Here is a 233-nt window from a genome sequence, read left to right as displayed (position 1 = left end):
CTTTCACCAAAGATAGTGTAGAAGTCAATTTTTCTTCTGGAGGAACATACTCCGTTTTGGCTAATGCTCAATCCACAAAAGGTCAGCGAAGAAGACGATTAAATGTCGAAGAATCAGCTCTACTGAACAACGAACTTTTTAAAGACGTATTAGAGCCTGTTGTAAACGTTCCTAGACGCACAATAGGAAAACTAGCTACAGTGAACCCATATGAACTAAATGGTATGATCAAC

Annotated in this window: 1 protein-coding gene; it reads left to right on the top strand. The window is 38.6% G+C overall.

Features of this window, described 5'->3' with window-relative positions; all coding sequences use genetic code 11:
• Positions 1–233 (top strand): hypothetical protein (locus tag R2R70_RS23315; RefSeq protein ID WP_410979393.1); only part of this gene is annotated, 233 nt, incomplete at both ends.

This window comes from Cobetia sp. SIMBA_158 (assembly GCF_046566945.1).
Classification (GTDB): Bacteria; Pseudomonadota; Gammaproteobacteria; order Pseudomonadales; family Halomonadaceae; genus Cobetia; species Cobetia amphilecti.
The sequence above is the reverse complement of the archived record's forward strand: the minus strand, read 5'-3'. Positions and strand labels throughout refer to the sequence as shown.